This window comes from Bradyrhizobium sp. McL0616 (assembly GCF_049993385.1).
GTDB lineage: Bacteria > Pseudomonadota > Alphaproteobacteria > Rhizobiales > Xanthobacteraceae > Bradyrhizobium.
The window spans coordinates 5,101,023-5,115,621 of the sequence record NZ_CP188255.1 but is presented as its reverse complement, the minus strand read 5'-3'; the positions used below and the strand labels follow the sequence as shown (position 1 = coordinate 5,115,621).

Genomic DNA, 14,599 nt, shown 5'->3' with positions numbered 1-14,599 from the left:
GTCACCGTGCCGGGAAGTTGAGCGCATAGTCGCGATCGTCCATTCCCGCCGGTGCGGCGAAGGGGAAGCGCAGACTGGTGTCGAGGAAGTCGTGGCTGTGCACGACCAGGTTCTCCCGGTCGATCAGCACCACGCCATAGGCCGGCGGTTCGTGGCTCGCCAGATGCGGCGCGGCGGCGTCGAGCTCGAACCAGACCTGGTGGTTGGTGCCGCGCAGCGTGGAGAACGGAATCTTGCCGTAGCTGCCGAAGATCGGGCGGTGCACGTGGCCGAAGAAGAGGTGGCGGATGCGCGACCGATAGGGCGCGATCACCTCGGCAAATTCCGCGCTCTGCTTCAGCGCGATCTCGTCCATCGCGTGCACGCCGACCGGGAAGGGTGGATGATGCATGAAGACCACGAGCGGCATGTCAGCGGGCGCCGCGGCGAGCGTGCTCGCGAGCCAGCCGAGCCGCTTGGCGCACATCTCGCCGGCATGGCTGGTCTCGTCCAGCGTGTCGAGGAAGACGAACAGGCCGTGCTCGGTGGTGCGCGTACCCTGCACAAAGCCGTTGGGATCGCGCGGCGCCGCCTTCAGGGCGTCGAGGCAGGCGACGCGGCGGTCGTGATTTCCGACCATGGCGATGTAGGGCATTTTCAGCGCGGCCAGCGCCTCGGCGAAATTGGCGTAGGATTCAGGCTCGCCCCAATGGGTGAGGTCGCCGGTCACGACCGCGAAGGCGGCATCGGACTGGTGTTTGTTGATGTCGGCGATGGCGGCATCGAGCCGGGCGCGTGGATCGAGGCCATAGAGCTTCAGTCCGGGGTTCGCCAGATGCGTGTCGGTGATATGGATGAATTTGAAGGGCATGGCGCGCTTGTCAGGTCTCTCGGAGGACGGTCGCCTCCGGCAAGACGGCCCGCCAGCCGGTTAGAGTGCGAGTGTATCAGTTTGATGACAGCGGTCGCCGACGCGCCAAATTGTTGGGCAGAACGGCAGCCATGGTCAACCGGGTCGTCTCGCGGTGCGGTAGTGGACCGCGCACCAGCAAGACAGCCGCGAACGCCTCACGTCCCGCAGAACGTCTGCAACACCCGCTGGTCCGGCAGCGGTGGATCGGCATACGCGGCGTAGTCGGGCTGGTCCTCGAAGGGCTTCGCCAAGACCTTCACCAACTCCTCGAACGGAGCGTAGTCGTCGTTGTTGACGGCGGCCTGGATCACGGCTTCGACGCGGTGGTTGCGCGGGATGAAGGCGGGGTTGACAGCGTTCATGGCGGTTTGCCGCTCGGCCGCGGTTTGCTGCTCGCCCGCGAGACGCTCGCGCCAGCGCTGGGCCCACTCATCGAAGGCTGCGGGGTCCATGAACTCTGCGCGCGCGCCGTCGGCAGCCGGATCGCCTGCGGCATCGCCCAGCTTGCGGAAGGTGAGGGTGAAGTCGGCCTGGTTCTTCGCCATGGCATCCAGGAGGTCCTGAATCAGTGCCTCGTCACCATCGCGCTCGCTGAACAGGCCGACCTTGCTGCGCAGGCCTGCCTGATAGGCCTTGCTGAACGTCTCGGGAAATACGCCCAAAATGTCCTGCGCTTGCTCGACCGCCTTTTCCTGCTCTTCGCCGAACAGCGGCAGCAGGCATTCCGCAAGCCGCGTCAGATTCCACAGCGCGATGCGCGGCTGGTTGGCATAGGCGTAGCGGCCCGTCTCGTCGATCGACGAGAACACCTGCGCGGGATTGTAGGCGTCCATGAAGGCGCAGGGGCCGTAATCGATGGTCTCGCCGGAGATCGAAGAGTTGTCGGTGTTCATCACGCCATGGATGAAGCCGACCAGCAGCCAGCGCGCGACGAGCTCGGCCTGGCGCGCCACGACGCCGGCGAGCAGCGCGTGATAGGGCCGCTCGGCACTGAGCAGCTCCGGATAGTGGCGGGCGATGACATGGTCGGCGAGCCGCCGGATGGCGTCGGTGTCGCGGCGGACCGCAAAGAACTGGAAGGTGCCGACGCGGATGTGGCTCGACGCGACGCGCGTCAGCACGGCGCCCGGCAGCACGGTCTCGCGGATGACGGGCTCGCCGGTGACGACGGCGGCAAGCGAACGCGTGGTTGGAATGCCGAGCGCGAACATGGCTTCGCTGACGATGTATTCGCGCAGCACCGGGCCCAGCGCCGCGCGGCCGTCGCCGCGGCGGGAGAACGGGGTGGGACCTGAGCCCTTGAGCTGGATGTCGCGGCGGACACCGTTCCTGTCGATGACCTCGCCGAGCAGGATGGCGCGGCCGTCGCCGAGCTGGGGCACGAAATTCCCGAACTGGTGGCCGGCATAGGCCATGGCGATGGGATCGGCGCCCGCGGGAACCGTTTTGCCCGCCAGGATTTCGGCGCCTTCAGGGGTCTCCAGCAGGTCGGGATCGAGCCCGAGCTGGACCGCCAAGGGCCGGTTCAGCTTGATCAGCCGGGGCGCGGCCACAGGGGTCGGGGCGACGCGGGCAAAGAAGCTGTCCGGCAGCGCCGAATAGGAGTTCTGGAAGGGGAAATGGACCGTCATGGCCTCAAGATAGGCGTGGAATGCCTGATGGCAAAGGCTCAGGCCCCGATTGGCCAAAAATGGGCGTTCCAGGCCCAAAACAGCCCGTTCCCTTGGTTGCCGCCTCGGTCCTCCCGAGGTAAACCCTGCCGCAACTTCGGACCGGCCGTTCCAGGCCGTCCGATTCGCTTCCTCCGACATTGAATTTGGGACGACTATGCATCGCTACCGGTCACATAAATGCAGCGATCTCCGCGAGAGCAACATCGGCGAGACGGTTCGCCTCTCGGGCTGGGTCCATCGCGTTCGCGACCATGGCGGCGTGCTGTTTATCGACCTGCGCGACCATTACGGCCTGACCCAGTGCGTGGTCGACCCGGACTCGCCGGCGTTCTCGCAGGCCGAGAAGCTGCGCTCGGAATTCGTGGTGCGGATGGACGGCAAGGCTCGCCGTCGCCCCGAAGGCACTGACAATGACGATTTGCCGACCGGCAAGGTCGAGGTTTACGTCAGCGAGATTGAGGTGCTCGGCCCTGCCGGCGATTTGCCGCTGCCGGTGTTCGGCGACCAGGAATACCCTGAAGACATCCGCCTGAAGTACCGCTTCCTCGACCTGCGCCGTGAGAAGCTGCACCAGAACATCATGACGCGCGTCGAAATTATCAAGTCGATGCGTCGGCGTATGGAGGGGCAGGGCTTCTTCGAGTTCAACACGCCGATCCTGACCGCGTCCTCGCCGGAAGGCGCGCGCGACTTCCTGGTGCCGTCGCGCATCCATCCGGGAAAATTCTACGCGCTGCCGCAGGCGCCGCAGCAGTACAAGCAGCTGCTGATGATGTCTGGCTTCGACCGCTACTTCCAGATCGCGCCCTGTTTCCGCGACGAGGACCCGCGCGCCGATCGTCTGCCGGGCGAGTTCTATCAGCTCGACGTCGAGATGAGCTTTGTGACTCAAGAGGACGTCTTCTCCGCGATGGAGCCGGTGATCACCGGCGTGTTCGAGGAGTTTGCCAAGGGCAAGCCGGTCACCAAGGGCTGGCGCCGGATTCCGTTCGCCGAGGCGCTGCGCAAATACGGCAGCGACAAGCCGGACCTGCGCAACCCGATCGAGATGCAGGACGTCTCCGAGCATTTCCGCGGCTCCGGCTTCAAGGTGTTCGCGCGCATGCTCGAAGACCCCAAGAACCAGGTCTGGGCGATCCCGGCACCGGGCGGCGGCTCGCGAGCCTTCTGCGACCGCATGAACTCGTGGGCGCAGGGTGAAGGCCAGCCCGGCCTCGGCTACATCATGTGGCGCGAGGGCGGCGAGGGCGCTGGACCCCTTGCGAACAACATCGGGCCCGAGCGCACCGCCGCGATCCGCACGCAGATCGGCGTCAAGGAAGGCGATGCCGCGTTCTTCGTCGCCGGCGATCCCGACAAGTTCTGGAAGTTCTCAGGTCTGGCCCGCAACAAGGTCGGCGAGGAATTGAACCTCACCGACAAGGAGCGGTTCGAGCTCGCCTGGATCGTCGACTTCCCGATGTACGAGTACAATGAGGACGACAAGAAGGTCGACTTCTCGCACAACCCGTTCTCGATGCCGCAGGGCGGCCTCGATGCGTTGAAGGGCCAGGACCCGCTGACCATCAAGGCGTTCCAGTACGACATCACCTGCAACGGCTATGAGATCGCCTCGGGCGGCATCCGCAACCACGTGCCGGAAGCCATGGTGAAGGCGTTCGAGATCGCCGGCTATGGCGAGCAGGAAGTGGTCGAGCGCTTCGGCGGCATGTACCGCGCCTTCCAGTACGGCGCGCCGCCGCATGGCGGCATGGCCGCCGGGGTCGACCGCATCGTGATGCTCTTGTGCGGCACCAACAATCTGCGCGAGATCTCGCTGTTCCCGATGAATCAGCAGGCCATGGACTTGCTGATGGGCGCGCCCTCGGACGCCAGCACCAAGCAGCTCCGCGAGCTGCACGTGCGGGTGAACCTGCCGCAGAAGAGCTGATCCCTTCGCCTCTCCCCACATGCGGGGAGAGGCCGCACCGCATCCACACCGTCATTGCGAGCGAAGCGAAGCAATCCAGAATCTTTCCGCGGAGGGACTCTGGATTGCTTCGCTGCGCTCGCTATGACGAGGAGGTAGTTTCTCTACGCCAACTGCCATCCTCCGCGCAGCGCCTAAAGCCCCGTCGACGCCTCGATCCTGAATTGCGCCAGCGCGACAATCGGCTCGCTGTTGAGCGCATCCATGAGCTGGAGCACCGGCACCTTGCCGAGCGGCGTCAGCTTGATGGTGACCGTTTGTCCTGACGTCGCGACGAAGCTCGCGATGGCATCGACCGCCGCCTTCGCATCGAGATTGGAGGCCGCGACCTTCTCGCCCTGCGCCCGGATCATTTCCACGATGGCGCCGCGCGCGGCGTCGCGGCTCACATTCTGGATGCGCGCGAATTGCGCCACCACGAGATCCACGACCCCGCTGTCGCGCAGGGAGAGCTCGATCGCGCCGGCCTCGATCTGCCTCGCTTGTCCCATGACCTGCGCCGGACTGAGCGAGAATACATCGCGCGGCACGTTGGCGAGCGCGAGGCTTGCCTGCGCCTTGGCGAGATTGCCGAGATCGAGCGTGGCCGGTGCGAGCGCGAACGCTCCGGACGACTCCGTCCAGGCGGCGCCGAGATCGAGGTCGATCGCGAGCTTGTCGACGCCGGCCATGGTGAGCGCCCGCTGCGTCGGGTTCGTCGGGTCGGTAGGGGTAACCATCTTCACGACCAGGCTGGCCTTGCTCGGGATCGACCCGACCAATTGGCCCCAATTCAGGCTGGCGGTATCGATGGTGATGAGTTGCCGCGTGTTCTTGTAGGGTGAGACCACGCCCTTGATCTCCACGCCTTCGAGCACCCGAAACAGGCCCAGCATCTGATCCGGCGAGGGGGCCTGCCCGGGAGTGGTGAGGCCCGCGGCCCAGCGCAACAGGTTTGCCAGGCTGAGCGATTTAAGCGCGAAGCGCTCCATCTTGACTTGCCCTTGCGGCGTCGGCGCATCGAGGCCTTCGAGCGCGAGCTCGCCCGCCTGGTATCTGATGGCTCTGAGCCGGGGCGTCCCCTGCGGGGTCGTCATCGACATGGTGCCGATCTCGATCTTGCCGACGCGAAGACCGTCATAGAAGGCGGCGACCTTCTCCATCATCTCGCGCGATTGCGCCGGTGTCGGCAGAACCGAGCGGTCCGCCGGCAGCAGCGCCAGGATCTCGGCTAGCCGGAATTTTGACGGCTGCACCGCGATGTCGGTGACGGCGATTCCATCGACCTGCATCCGCATGCCGAGCGTCGAGGTCACCACATAAGCGCCGCTCGACATTTGTCCGTAGACACGATGATAGCTGTCGTCGTTGGCCTTCCGCGGATCGAGCGCGGCGGCGATCGCGGTCGAGTCGAAATCATTGATGATGATGTCGGATATCTCGCCGGTCAGCTTGTCGGCCTTGCCTGGCTGCGGCACGTTGATCGTGAAGGCGGCACGGTCCGCCTTCATTGCGTCGATCTTGCCCTGGCCGAGCTTCTGGATCGCCAGACCTGAATAGATCATTTCGCCGCTGCCGCCAGCGCCTTTGCCGGCATCGAAGGCGATGGAGAGGGTCGGGGCCGTGACCGAAGATGCCGCAATGCTCGCATACTGATCGAGCACAAATCGGTACATATCGATCAGGGAGCCTGACGCCGGCGCGTTTGCAGCGTGAGTGGGGCCGGCGTAATCCCGCATGGTCAGCTGCGGGACCTTGTAGGAGACCTTCAGCTTCCCGGGGCCAACCTCGTCCAGCGCGACCTCGAAGCCTGAGATCTCGATGCCGTCGGCCGAGAACCGCGCCTCATCGGCCTGGCGGACGCCCGTGCCCTTGATGCTGGCAATCTTGATGTGCGCCTGCGGCTGCTCGGCGGGCTCCACCACGATGTCCTCGACAGTCAATGTCCGGCTCGTCAGGTCGAATGCCACCTTGCCGTGGCTCGCCTTGCCGCCGCCAGAGCGGATCTGCTCGAAGGCCGCCTCGACCTCGGCCGTAGCACGATGCTGGACGTAGAGATTGAAGCCGAACCATCCGCCCGCGGCCAGCACGGCCACCGCGATCAGGCCGATCAGGATTCGTTTCATTCCTCAGCTCCAGTTGCCATTGTGCGCCGCGCAACCTGCCATATTCGCGAAACGCCGTGTGGTCCAGGGAAAGCTATGGTTTTCAAATATTTGAGGGCCTGTTGATGGGGGCGCAATCGGATGTTGCCACCGGGGCGCCGGCCGTGCTTCATCCCGTTTCCATGACCCGGAATACCGCGACCCGCGACAGACCGGTCAGGACAACGTAGTTTGAGGCCGGTAACGCGAGGCGAGACACCGCATGTCGTCTTATTCCGATGATCTCCACCAGGCAGCGCTGGCCTATCACCGTCTGCCGCGCCCCGGAAAGCTCGAGATCCAGGCGACCAAGCCGCTCGCCAACCAGCGCGACCTCGCGCTTGCCTATTCTCCGGGCGTCGCCGCTGCCTGCACCGAGATCGCGAAGAACCCGGCCGAAGCAGCGACCTTGACGATCCGCGCCAATCTGGTCGCCGTGGTCTCGAACGGCACCGCGGTGCTCGGTCTCGGCAATATCGGCCCGCTTGCCTCAAAACCCGTGATGGAGGGCAAGGCGGTCCTGTTCAAGAAGTTTGCCGGTATCGACGTGTTCGACATCGAAATTGCCGCCGACACCATCGAGCGTGTGGTCGAGACCGTGGCGGCGCTCGAGCCGACCTTCGGCGGCATCAATCTGGAGGACATCCGGGGTCCCGAATGTTTCGAGATCGAGGCGCAGCTGAAGGAGCGCATGAAGATTCCGGTCTTCCATGACGACCAGCACGGCACCGCGATCATCGTCGCCGCTGCCGTCACCAACGGATTGCGCCTCAACGGCAAGAAGCTGTCGGACGTCAAGATCGTGGCGTCGGGGGCAGGGGCCGCGGCGATTGCGACGCTGAACCTCCTCGTGTCGATGGGCGCGCAGCGCAAGAACATCTGGGTCTGCGACATCGACGGTCTCGTTCACGAAGGCCGCAACACCACGATGGACCGCTGGAAGGCGGTCTATGCGCAGAAGACCGACAAGCGCACGCTCGCCGACGTCATCGGCGGCGCCGATATCTTCATCGGGCTCTCGGCACCGGGCGTGCTCAAGCCGGAGATGGCCAAGGCGATGGGCGACAAGCCCCTGATCATGGCGCTCGCCAACCCGACACCGGAGATCATGCCGGAGGAGGCGCGCAAGGCTCGCCCAGACGCCATGATCTGCACCGGGCGCTCCGACTATCCGAACCAGGTCAACAACGTCCTTTGTTTCCCCTTCATCTTCCGCGGCGCACTCGACGTTGGCGCCACCGCGATCAATGAGGAGATGAAGCACGCCGCGGTCGAGGCCATCGCGCAGCTCGCGCGCGAGGCACCTTCGGATGCGGTGGCGCAGGGCTTTGACACCGGCGAGACGCAAGGCTTTGGCCCGGGCTCGCTGATCCCGAGTCCCTTTGATCCACGATTGATCCTGCGTATCTCGCCAGCCGTCGCCAAGGCGGCGATGGAATCGGGTGTGGCGACGCGCCCCATCACCAATTTCGACGAGTACACGGCCCTCCTGGAGCGCTTCGCCTTCCGCTCCGGCCTCGTCATGAAGCCAATGTTCGCCAAGGCCAAGACCCAGCCGGTGCGCGTGATCTATGCCGAAGGCGAGGACGAGCGCGTGTTGCGCGCCACCCAAGTGGTGCTGGAGGAGAATCTGGGGCGGCCGATTCTGGTCGGCCGTCCGTCCGTGGTGGAGGCGCGTATCAAGCGCTTCGGCTTGTTGATCAAGGCGGGCAAGGATTTTGACCTCGTCAATCCCGAGGACGATCCGCGCTATCGCTCCTACGTCCAGTCTTACGTCGAAGTCGCAGGCCGCCGCGGCGTAACACCGGACGCGGCACGCACGGTGGTGCGCACCAACAACACGGTGATCGCGGCGCTCGCGGTGACGCGCGGGGAGGCGGATGCCATGCTCTGCGGCGTCGAGGGCCGCTACATGCATCATCTGCGTCATGTCCGCGAGATCGTCGGCTTCCAGGCTGGCGTCAGCGACTATGCCGCGCTGGCGCTGCTGATCACCAGCAAGGGCGCCTTCTTCATCGCCGACACCCAGGTGCGCCCCAATCCGACCGCGGAAGAGCTCGCCGAGATCGCCTCGCTCGCGGCAGTCCACGTCCAGCGCTTCGCGCTCAAGCCGAAGATCGCCTTCGTCTCGCATTCGGATTTCGGCAGCTACGACACGGACTCGTCGCGCAAGATGCGGCGGGCGACCCAGCTCCTGAAGGAGAAGCATCCGGAGATCGAGGCCGACGGCGAGATGCAGGGCGACACCGCGCTCTCGGCCGCGGCGCGCAAGATGGTGCTGCCGCACTCCAAGCTGGAGGGTGAGGCCAACATCATGATCATGCCGACGCTGGACACCGCCAACGTCGCCTACCAGATGATCAAGTCGCTCGCGGACGCACTCCCCGTCGGTCCGATCCTGATCGGCCCGGCGCACCCGGCGCATATCCTGACCCCCTCGGTGACAGCGCGCGGCATTCTCAACATGACCGCGGTCGCGGTGGTGGAAGCGCAGGAGCGCGCGGCGCGGCAGCAGCCGACGTTGTTTACGTAGAAGCAAGCTGTAGCGCAGCGGGTGGTGCAATCCCTTCTCCCCTTGTGGGAGAAGGTGGCGCGAAGCGCCGGATGAGGGGTTCTATCCTCGATTCCTGCTTGCGAGGGTTTTTCCGACGGAGAGAAACCCCTCACCCGTCTCGCCGCTTTGCGGCGAGCCACCCTCTCCCACACGAGGGGAGAGGGGAAAGAGTCTGCGCGGCAAACTTTGAATTGCTCGTAGTTCGCCATTTCCCCGTTTGTAAACCGGCGAACGACGCTTCATAATCACTCGGTGCTTTCGTCAAAATTCCGATTTCAAAAGCCTGAGCCAAGAGGCCGATCATGCCAGCGTTCGTGACTTTCGGGCGAATCCTGTTCGCCGTGCTGTTCATCTACACGGGCGCCACCAAGCTGTTCGCTATCCAGGCGACGTCCGATTTCATCGCCACCAAGGTCGTGGTGCCCGAGATGATCGCGCCTTACGCCACGCAGATCGAGACGGCGACTGCCATGACCACGCCGCAGCTGCTGGCGATCGCGCTCGGAGGGATCGAGATCGTCGCGGGGCTGATGATCGCGCTGAACTTCGGCGCACGCTTCTTCGCGCTGCTGCTGATCGTCTACGTCGCGGTCTCGACCGTCCTGTTCTACGATTTCTGGAATCAGGCGGCGCCGGACAACGCCAAGATGCTGGTCGACGCGCTGAAGAATCTCTCCATCATCGGCGCGCTGTTCATGATCATGGGCTATGGCCGCGCCACGCGCGCTGCCGAGACGGCCTACGGGGACGTGTAGGTCTCGTAGGGTGGGTCAGCCCAAGGCGTAGCCCACCCTTTGTAGCTGGGATCCAAAGCCATCGACGCAGAAATCTCGGGTTGGCTACTGCCGACGCGTGGACGCTCGCGCTGTGCCCAGCCTCGCGCAAGGTCGTTGCTGCAGAATGATCGGGAGTGAGTCATCGCGTCGATGATAGGGCCCATCGTAATGTACGCTGAAGAGCAGTCGGGTCCTGTGTCATTCGAGGCCGCTCTCGCGCACCATCGCGCGGGCCGCTTGCCGCAAGCAGAGGCGATTTATCGGCAGATACTGGCATCCGAGCCGGATCATGCGGACAGCGTTCACCTCCTGGGGCTTGTTTCGCTCCAGGCTGGTCACCCCGACAGGGCGCTCGATCTCATCATCCGTGCCGTCAAGCTCCAGCCTGGCAACAGCGTCTATCACAGCAGCATGGCTGCCGCTCTGCGCGCTCTTGGACGACGGGACGAGGCTGTCGCGAGCTACCGGGAAGCGTTGCTGCACAAACCCGACAATCTGGATCTGCACAATCAGCTTGGTATCCTGCTGGGTGAATGCGGGGACCTCGCGGGCGAGGAGGCCCATTACCGGCTCGTGCTGCGACATGCTCCCGGCCTCGACCTCGGTGCAGCTCGCGCTCAAGTCGATGCCCGTTTCAATCTCGCCAATCTGCTGGTGAGACGGAAGCATTTCGATGATGCGATCAGTGAGTTCCGACAGGTGCTGCGGCATAGGCCTGATTTTGCGGCGGCCCATTGCAACCTTGGGGCAGTGCTATTCGATCTGTCCGCTTTCGAGGAATGCGAGCGTTGCTATCGTGAGGCGCTGCGCCTCAACCCGACATTTGCGGAGGCCTATAACAATCTTGGTGGTCTGCTCATCAGGTTGGGGCGCCTCGAGGAGGCGGAGGTCAATCTTCGCGAGGCCTGCAAACTCAAGTCATGTTTCCCCGAGGCCTTGAACAATCTCGGTGACGTGCTGCGAATGCGGGGGCAGCCGGAAGAGGCGGAAGTATGCTGCAGGGAAGCCCTGCGCCTGAAGCCGGACTATGTTCCGGCGCAACTGACCCTGGGCAACGCCCTTCGCGAGTCCGGTCGTTTCCACGAAGCGGAGTCTTGCTATCGGGTGGCTCTCGATCGCAATCCGACCTGGCCGGAGGCGCTCAACAATCTCGGCACCCTGCTGTTCGATCTTGGGCATCCTGATGAAGCCATTCAGAGTTTGCGAATGGCGGTGTCGCAAAGGCCGGATTATCCCGACGCGCATTTCAACCTTGGGATCACGCTATTGCTGGCCGGCCAGTTCGACGAAGGATGGCGCGAATATGAGTGGCGGTGGAAGCAGGACAAGAAAAAGCGGCATCTCCGTGGCTTCAGCCAGCCGCTCTGGGATGGAGGAGATATCGGTGATCGGGTCCTGCTGCTGCATGCGGAGCAGGGCCTGGGCGACACGCTCCAGTTCTGTCGCTTCGTGCCGGCAATTGCGGCGGGGCGGCGGGTCGTTGTCGAGGTTCAGCGGCCGTTGATGCCGCTCCTGGCAGGACTGCCCGGAATCGAGAGCATCGTCGCCCATGGTGATCCGCTGCCGCCATTCGATCTGCATTGCCCGCTGTTGAGTCTACCGCGGGTTCTTGGCACCACCCTGGAAACCATCCCGCAGCAGGCACCCTATCTCCGCGCCGATCCGCAACGCGTTGCGGCCTGGCGCCAGCGGGTCCGGCAGCTCGATGGCCTGCGGGTCGGCCTCGTCTGGGCGGGCAATCAGACGATGAGCGGCGACCGGCGCCGATCCATTCCGCTCGAACGATTTTCAGAGCTGGCGGATCTGCCGGGGGTGAGTTTCGTCTCATTGCAGAAGGGTCCGGCGGCCAGCCAGTCGCCGCCGCCTGGTCTGTCCTTGCACGATTGGACCGAAGATCTCCACGACTTCGGTGAAACCGCCGCGCTGATCGAGGCGCTGGATCTGGTCATCGGTGTCGATACCGCGGTTGTGCATCTTGCAGGAGCGCTTGGACGCCCTGTCTGGCTGCTCAATCGCTTCGATCGGTGCTGGCGGTGGTTACTGAACCGCGACGACAGCCCCTGGTATCCGACGCTGCGGCAATTCCGGCAAATTCAGCCCGGCGATTGGAGCAGCGTCCTCCAGGACGTGCGCGCTGGACTCCAGAAAGGCAGTTTGACGCGATCCACTACCCAGTAATGCCGTTCGTTATGCGTGGTAAGCGCATGAGTTGTGTGCGGGTAACTTGATACCTGTACTTTGCATGGGGTTGATTTTCAGGTTTTAGCCGGAGCCCTCGCCGGCCGCCACGGCGTAACGGTGACCTCATGCGCGGCGTCGAGCAAATACGGCGGGCCCGCTTTCATCCCGTGTGCCGCCAGCACCTCATGCGGCGTCCGCTCCGGCACGCCGACAAAGCAGCCCTCGCCGCCGGGCAGCCGGACATGCGGGGCCTCCGAGAGCCAGAACGTGTCGTAGCGGTCCATGAACAGGTCGAACACGACGGGGCCGCCAATGATCGCGATCGTGCCGGAGGCGACGTCGGCAAACGCGCAGGCCTCCTCGAAGCTCGCGTGATCCGGATTCCACAGCGTCGCGTTCGGCATCTCGGGATCGACGGTGAGGACCTTGATCTTGCGCGTCATGATCAGCCGCTTGCGCTTCGGCGAGTTCGGCTGCTGCTCATGCGAGTGCCGGCCGTGCACGATCAACGCGGCGCGATCGAGCGCCTGCTCGAAGAAGCGCTTGTCGCCCTCGAACTTCAGGCTGTCGGGCATGACATGGCTGGCGTCGGCAAGCATGCCGTCCGCTGAGACGATGACGTAGCCTTCGAGGCGGAAAGACAACGCGACGTCTATTCGTTGACGGTCGTCACGACGCTGTTGACCGGCCGTGTGCTGACCGTCGGCAGCTTGACGTCCTTCATCAGTTCCTGGTCGTATTCAGGGAGCGAGGCAACCGGTGCCTTGGCGCGCATCGCCACGACCTTGTAGCCGCCGGCCTTGAGGCGGTTCAGCAGCTCGGGCAGGGCCTCCGCGGTATGCTTCTGGAAGTCGTGCATCAGGATGATGCCTTTGCCCTTCTTCTCGAGCCCCTTCATCACAGTGTCGATCACCTTCTCCGGCTTGGAGGCCTTGAAGTCGAAGGAGTCGATGTCGCAGGAGAAGATCGCAACGTTGCGGTTGCCGAGATAGGTGACCATCTCCGGCGGATGTTGCAGCGCCGGGAAGCGGAAGAACGCTGCGGGCGAGATCCCGCCAAGCGCCCATTTTACGGCGCTGATGCCCTTCTCGATCTCTTCCTTGCGTTGTGCTTCGGTCAGCTTCTTGTTGTTGAGATTGGCATGCGACCAGGTGTGCGTGCCGACGACGTGACCCGCCGCATAGACCTGCTTCAGGATCTCCGGCTCATAGGTCGCGTGCTTGCCGATCGAGAAGAAGATGCCGGTGGTGCACTGGTCGGCAAGCGCCTTCAGGACCGCCGGCGTGTTGTGCGGCCAGGGGCCGTCGTCGAAGGTCAGGACGACCTCCTTGTCGCGCAGGAAGTCGAGCTCCTTGAAATGCTCGAAGCCGAAGCCGGGACCGCCGGTGGTGTCGATTTCGACGGTGCGGGCGATGCCCAGAGCGTTCGGGTTGTTGCAGGCAGCCCGTGCCGGCTGCGGAGCCTGTTGCGGTGGGGGCGGAAAGGCGGCGGCCTGCGGCGCGGGGGCTGCTGCCGGCGCTGCGGCTGCTGCAGGCGCAGGGGCGGCTATGGGAGCCGCCGGTGCGGCCTGCGTGGCGGCTGCGGGTTTTGCGGCCGGGGTTTGCGACCATGCTGCGCCTGTCATCGCCAGAGACATTGCGCTCGCCAAAATCAGTCCTGCCGCCACACGCATGGTGTTGTCCTCGAGATTGATCCCGTTGTTCCGCCGTGGCTTTTCGCCTCCGGCAAAACCATCCTGCCCCTGATCATCCTAGCCTAGATGGTGGCCCATCGCCATTGCAACGGCTGTTTGGTGCTTCGCCACAATTGTGCCCAGACCTGTTTGTGAAGCCTGTTGGGCATCGCGCCTCAACTATCGGCGAGAGCCTTCGCAACCGCCGTCTTGATTCGGGTATCGGCGGGCTCCACGGCAGACGGAAATACCTCGGCGATGTAGCCGTCGCGGCCGATCAGATATTTGTGGAAGTTCCACTTTGGGACCTCCCTGGGCCGCGCCTCGGCAGCCCATTTGTAGAACGGATGCGCCTTCGCGCCGACCACGACCGCCTTGGCCGCGATCGGGAAGGTAACGCCGTATTGGTGGTGCGCGGTCTCGGCGATCTCGCTGGTACCGCCGGGCTCCTGGCCGCCGAAATCGTTGGACGGCACGCCGATGATCGTGAGCCCGCGCTCGCGAAACTCACCCCAGAGCTCTTGCAGGCCCGCATATTGCGGGGTGTAGCCGCACAGGGAAGCGGTGTTCACGATCAGCAGCGGTTTGCCGGTGAAGGCAGCGAGGCGGATGTCGTCCCCGGACAGAGCGGGGAAGGAGAAGGCGTAGGCCGGGATTCGGCTCATTCCGCCATCGGCCAGTGCGCGCGTTGCCGACGTAGCCGCTGCGAGAAGCGCAGCGGTGAGCATGGTCCTGCGGTTTGGCATGGCGACATTCCCC

The 14,599-nt window shown here is 64.3% G+C and carries 10 protein-coding genes; 4 read left to right on the top strand and 6 right to left on the bottom strand.

What is annotated here, in order from left to right:
* Nucleotide 1: 1 nt before the first annotated feature.
* On the bottom strand, nt 2–850 hold the full coding sequence (locus tag ACPPVR_RS25010) for a phosphodiesterase (protein WP_426609236.1): 849 nt from the start codon (nt 848–850) through the stop codon (nt 2–4).
* 197 nt (nt 851–1,047) lie between these two features.
* Nucleotides 1,048–2,523: a protein adenylyltransferase SelO gene (locus tag ACPPVR_RS25005; protein ID WP_426609235.1), complete on the bottom strand. Its 1,476-nt coding sequence runs from the start codon at nt 2,521–2,523 to the stop codon at nt 1,048–1,050.
* Nucleotides 2,524–2,719: 196 nt separating this feature from the next.
* Between ACPPVR_RS25005 and aspS the strand changes: the two genes are divergently transcribed.
* Nucleotides 2,720–4,495, top strand: coding sequence for an aspartate--tRNA ligase (gene aspS / locus ACPPVR_RS25000; RefSeq protein WP_426609234.1), 1,776 nt, complete (start codon nt 2,720–2,722; stop codon nt 4,493–4,495).
* A 173-nt stretch (nt 4,496–4,668) separates the two neighbouring features.
* Here aspS and ACPPVR_RS24995 read toward each other — a convergent pair whose 3' ends face one another.
* A complete protein-coding gene (locus tag ACPPVR_RS24995; protein ID WP_426609233.1) occupies nt 4,669–6,639 on the bottom strand; it encodes a hypothetical protein in 1,971 nt (656 codons plus the stop codon).
* 241 nt (nt 6,640–6,880) lie between these two features.
* On the opposite strand from ACPPVR_RS24995, the gene ACPPVR_RS24990 reads away from it, so the two are divergent.
* The 3 genes from ACPPVR_RS24990 to ACPPVR_RS24980 all read left to right on the top strand — a co-directional run bounded on the left by ACPPVR_RS24990 (nt 6,881) and on the right by ACPPVR_RS24980 (nt 12,165).
* A complete protein-coding gene (locus ACPPVR_RS24990; protein WP_426609232.1) occupies nt 6,881–9,190 on the top strand; it encodes an NADP-dependent malic enzyme in 2,310 nt (769 codons plus the stop codon).
* Nucleotides 9,191–9,513: 323 nt separating this feature from the next.
* Nucleotides 9,514–9,966: a DoxX family protein gene (locus ACPPVR_RS24985; protein ID WP_426609231.1), complete on the top strand. Its 453-nt coding sequence runs from the start codon at nt 9,514–9,516 to the stop codon at nt 9,964–9,966.
* Between the two features lie 189 nt (nt 9,967–10,155).
* Nucleotides 10,156–12,165: a tetratricopeptide repeat protein gene (locus tag ACPPVR_RS24980; RefSeq protein ID WP_426609230.1), complete on the top strand. Its 2,010-nt coding sequence runs from the start codon at nt 10,156–10,158 to the stop codon at nt 12,163–12,165.
* Nucleotides 12,166–12,242: 77 nt separating this feature from the next.
* Here the strand turns inward: ACPPVR_RS24980 and ACPPVR_RS24975 are convergent, their stop codons facing one another.
* The 3 genes from ACPPVR_RS24975 to ACPPVR_RS24965 all read right to left on the bottom strand — a co-directional run bounded on the left by ACPPVR_RS24975 (nt 12,243) and on the right by ACPPVR_RS24965 (nt 14,586).
* A complete protein-coding gene (locus tag ACPPVR_RS24975; protein WP_426609229.1) occupies nt 12,243–12,812 on the bottom strand; it encodes a dihydrofolate reductase in 570 nt (189 codons plus the stop codon).
* A gap of 8 nt (nt 12,813–12,820) precedes the next feature.
* On the bottom strand, nt 12,821–13,840 hold the full coding sequence (locus ACPPVR_RS24970; protein ID WP_426609228.1) for a polysaccharide deacetylase family protein: 1,020 nt from the start codon (nt 13,838–13,840) through the stop codon (nt 12,821–12,823).
* Nucleotides 13,841–14,016: 176 nt separating this feature from the next.
* A complete protein-coding gene (locus tag ACPPVR_RS24965; RefSeq protein WP_426609227.1) occupies nt 14,017–14,586 on the bottom strand; it encodes a glutathione peroxidase in 570 nt (189 codons plus the stop codon).
* Between the last annotated feature and the right edge of the window lie 13 nt (nt 14,587–14,599).

What these genes read in the sequence shown, in the direction of transcription:
- ACPPVR_RS25010 (WP_426609236.1), bottom strand. Translation starts at nt 850, where the DNA reads ATGCCCTTCAAATTCATCCATATCACCGACACGCATCTGGCGAACCCC.
- ACPPVR_RS25005 (WP_426609235.1), bottom strand. Translation starts at nt 2,523, where the DNA reads ATGACGGTCCATTTCCCCTTCCAGAACTCCTATTCGGCGCTGCCGGAC.
- aspS (WP_426609234.1), top strand. Translation starts at nt 2,720, where the DNA reads ATGCATCGCTACCGGTCACATAAATGCAGCGATCTCCGCGAGAGCAAC.
- ACPPVR_RS24995 (WP_426609233.1), bottom strand. Translation starts at nt 6,639, where the DNA reads ATGAAACGAATCCTGATCGGCCTGATCGCGGTGGCCGTGCTGGCCGCG.
- ACPPVR_RS24990 (WP_426609232.1), top strand. Translation starts at nt 6,881, where the DNA reads ATGTCGTCTTATTCCGATGATCTCCACCAGGCAGCGCTGGCCTATCAC.
- ACPPVR_RS24985 (WP_426609231.1), top strand. Translation starts at nt 9,514, where the DNA reads ATGCCAGCGTTCGTGACTTTCGGGCGAATCCTGTTCGCCGTGCTGTTC.
- ACPPVR_RS24980 (WP_426609230.1), top strand. Translation starts at nt 10,156, where the DNA reads ATGTACGCTGAAGAGCAGTCGGGTCCTGTGTCATTCGAGGCCGCTCTC.
- ACPPVR_RS24970 (WP_426609228.1), bottom strand. Translation starts at nt 13,840, where the DNA reads ATGCGTGTGGCGGCAGGACTGATTTTGGCGAGCGCAATGTCTCTGGCG.
- ACPPVR_RS24965 (WP_426609227.1), bottom strand. Translation starts at nt 14,586, where the DNA reads ATGCCAAACCGCAGGACCATGCTCACCGCTGCGCTTCTCGCAGCGGCT.